This window comes from Xanthovirga aplysinae (genome assembly GCF_009711365.1).
Classification (GTDB): domain Bacteria; phylum Bacteroidota; class Bacteroidia; order Cytophagales; family Cyclobacteriaceae; genus Xanthovirga; species Xanthovirga aplysinae.
Genome location: NZ_SMMB01000734.1, coordinates 1 through 3569, shown reverse-complemented (window position 1 = coordinate 3569; position 3569 = coordinate 1). Strand labels below are relative to the sequence as shown.

At 32.4% G+C, this 3569-nt stretch carries 4 protein-coding genes; all 4 read left to right on the top strand.

The features are described from left to right. On the top strand, positions 1-873 hold an 873-nt coding region (locus E1171_RS04830; protein WP_155204638.1), incomplete at its 5' end, for a DUF2157 domain-containing protein. After that, positions 866-1942 (top strand): DUF4401 domain-containing protein, encoded by a 1077-nt coding sequence (locus tag E1171_RS04825; protein ID WP_155204636.1) that lies wholly within the window; start codon positions 866-868, stop codon positions 1940-1942. The genes E1171_RS04830 and E1171_RS04825, both read left to right, overlap by 8 nt. Next, positions 1929-2417 (top strand): GDYXXLXY domain-containing protein, encoded by a 489-nt coding sequence (locus E1171_RS04820; RefSeq protein ID WP_155204633.1) that lies wholly within the window; start codon positions 1929-1931, stop codon positions 2415-2417. The genes E1171_RS04825 and E1171_RS04820 overlap by 14 nt, the downstream gene beginning before the upstream one ends. 721 nt (positions 2418-3138) lie before the next feature. Continuing rightward, positions 3139-3569, top strand: a 431-nt coding sequence (locus tag E1171_RS04815; RefSeq protein WP_222931393.1) for a hypothetical protein, incomplete at its 3' end; no start/stop codon positions are given.

Here is a 3569-nt window from a genome sequence, read left to right as displayed (position 1 = left end):
AAAAAAAATATTTATAATGATCTAGGAGCTTGGAAAAAATTTCTTCAGTTTTTCTCCATTAGTATAGGTATAGGTTTTACGACGGCTGGGATTATTTTCTTTTTTGCCTACAATTGGGCTGACCTACATAAATTCATAAAAATTGGATTAATAGAAGGTCTAATCATTATTACCACCGCCATCGTACTTTTTTCTAAAATAAGTTTAACCCTCAAAAACATATTGCTTACTGGAACATCAATTTTGGTGGGAGTATTGATTGCTGTTTTTGGACAAATTTATCAGACTGGAGCTAATGCATATGACTTTTTCTTAGGGTGGACAATGTTCATAACTCTTTGGGTCATTATTTCAAATTTCGCACCCTTATGGCTTATCTACCTAACTCTAATAAACACAACGCTCATCCTTTATGCGCAGCAAGTTGCTCACCACTGGTCAGAAGTTTTTCTTTCTACTTTACTTTTCATCATCAACACCACATTCTTACTGATTTCAACCGTCGGAATAAAAACGCTATTTAAAAAAAGCTCCCCCAATTGGTTTTCAAACTTCATTGCCTTAGCTTCTGTTTCATTTAGCACCATAGGCATTACAATCGGTATTTTTGATAAACAGCAAACCTCATTTTTTGTATTAATCTTATTTACCACAATACTATATGGCATTGGGATCAATTATGGGCTTAAAGTAAGAAGAGGGTTTTACCTTGCCATAATTCCACTCAGTATTATCATTATTATTTCAGCCTTTCTCATAAATATTTCGAGCGATGCCGCAATGTTTTTTATAATCTGCCTGTTCGTAATTGCTAGTGTAACATTCGTCATTAAAAACCTGATTGATCTTCAAAAAAAGTGGATAAATGAATAAGGAAACTCATATTAAAGAAATTGTAGAAGACCTTTATTTATCTGAAGGTGCTGAATTTAAATGCGACGAAAATGCTATTCTTGATGAATATCAAATGCAGAAAGAAAACAAGTCCAGTTTGTCGATTAAGATTCTTTCTATTCTTGGGGGACTTTTAGCCACCCTGGCATTTCTAGTCTTTCTGGGAGTTGCTGGACTATATGATTCTAAATTGGGATTAATAATTTTTGGCTTAGGATTTATATTCTCCGCTAATTGGCTAAATAAGGAATATGATAAACTTATCATTGATACGGTCAGTATCTCAACTTATGTTATTGGACTTGCTTTACTTTATATAGGACTAGGAGGTTTCAAAATTGATGAAAACATCATTTATATAATCGCTATTATTATAGCACTTTGTACCTTATTGATCACCCAAAATTATATGTTATCATTTATTTCCGTAACAATAATTAGTGGTAGTTTACTTACCCTAATACTTTCGAATGACACTTATAATTTGGTTCACCTCTACATTGCATTTTACACCTTTTTACTCACCTATTATTTTTTGAATGAAGCAAAAATAATATCCGCCAGCAAAAAATTATCCAAAATATACAATCCAACTCGTATTGGCCTATTAGTTTCCCTTTTACTTGGCCTTACCGTTCTTGGCAAGAAAGGTTTAATCCCCATATCACAAAACTATGTTTGGTTATCATCCATACCTATGATTATTGGGGTCATTTACCTGGTTTATAATATTTCGAAAATCACCAAAATAAAATCTCTAAAAAATAAAATACTTATAAATTTATTTAGTGTTTTAATTCTAATGCCAACAGTGTTTGCCCCCTCCATTTCTGGTGCTGTTTTAATTATTTTGATAAGCTTTTTAGTGAATCATAAAACAGGATTGGTAATGGGAATAATTTCATTCGTTTACTTTATCTCCCAATACTATTACGATCTTAATTTTACCTTATTAACTAAATCAATTATTTTATTTTCATCCGGGATTGCATTTTTAATATTCTATCTTTTCATCACCAGAAAGCTTCATGCCCATGAAAAAATATAAGTGGATTATCATCCTTGTCAATCTCATTATACTACTGGTTTTATTCAATAACTCCATTGTAAAAAAAGAAAATTTATTAGCTGAAGGAAAGCTCATTTTATTGGAATTAGCCCCTGTTGACCCTCGGTCATTAATGCAAGGAGATTATATGAGGCTAAGATATAAAATATCAGATAACATTGACTCCGATCGTATTTCTAAACGGGGGTTTTGTGTGGTAACATTAGATAAAAATGGGATTGCAAAAAAAGTAAGAATTCAAAATAGCAGATCTCCTTTAAATAAGGGAGAATATCTCCTAGAATATACTTCCAAGAATTTGAGGGGTATAAATATAGGAGCCGAATCTTTCTTTTTTCAAGAAGGAGAAGCGGACAAGTTTGAAAATGCTAAATATGGAGGAATAAAAGTTGACAAGGATGGGAATAGCCTTTTGGTTGGATTATACGATGAACAACTAATTAAAATAGAATAAACTTTTCTTAATTGTCTGGTCTGCTAGATAGTCCATTTTAACGGCAAGCATACTTCAGATAAGAGAAGGGAACCCCTCCAGCAGGTGCTAGCTTGTAGTTGGTCCTTGTAAATAAAACGCTTTTTCCTGATAGCTCTAATTAGGGAATGGAAAACACAACCCGACAACTACAAAAATTGTATTTTCTAAATGTAAGAAAATCACCAATGTCAGATTAAATAGTGGTTATTACACCTTAGTGCATAGAGGAATATACTCCTTGGTGAGGCAATAATAGCAGAACGTGAAATGAATCTTTTCTTAAGAAATCAATTATTTGATTTAATTGAGAACAATCAGAGTCCACAATACACCAAAACACTTACCCTTTTACCTAAAATCACCGAAAAAGTGGAAATAATTTTGAGGAGTTCCTAAAGAAACAGCCTTCACTCTAAATGAGGGCTTAATTTTTTACTTACACCTACCCCCAAAGTGGAAGTAATTACGCTTGCTAGAAATTAGTAATCATATCAAAGCTGATAACTCGCCCACTTTATTCTAAAATTTATGCTATTCATCGAAGAAAATAGTGCCTTTATCGAATTCTACTTTTTATAATGTCCTTCTTTAATACATTAATAAAAAAATTAAAACAAACTCCTTCATTTTTGGTTTGTCCTTTTATTTATTATCCAACACTTTCTCTCAAACTTATCCTTCCATTAAAAATTCAAAAATTATGAAAAAAGTAATCATTACCCTACTCTCCATGGCCTGCATTTTTCAATTCTGCTTAGCTCAAGGCAACGACTTCAACACTCAAAGTTACCTTGGTATTGAGCTTGGGCAGAATGAGGTGTTTAATGACAACCTTATAATGGGAATTAACAATGATAGAAACGGCCAGTTAAACTTTTCCCTTCAAATTGGGGATAATAACAATCAATTCAGTAATAATCAACTCATAGGAAATAACAATCAAAGAAACTTCCAACTATTGACCGCTTTTAGCCTGGGAACGGGAAACCTCATCAGTTCCAATGATTCCATTAATGGAAATAGAAATGTCTCAAATTTTCAAAAAATCCATGCCCTTAGTATTGGTGCAATGAACACCGTAAGTTTTAATAATAATATCCAAGGCAATAACAACAACCGCAACTTTCAAAG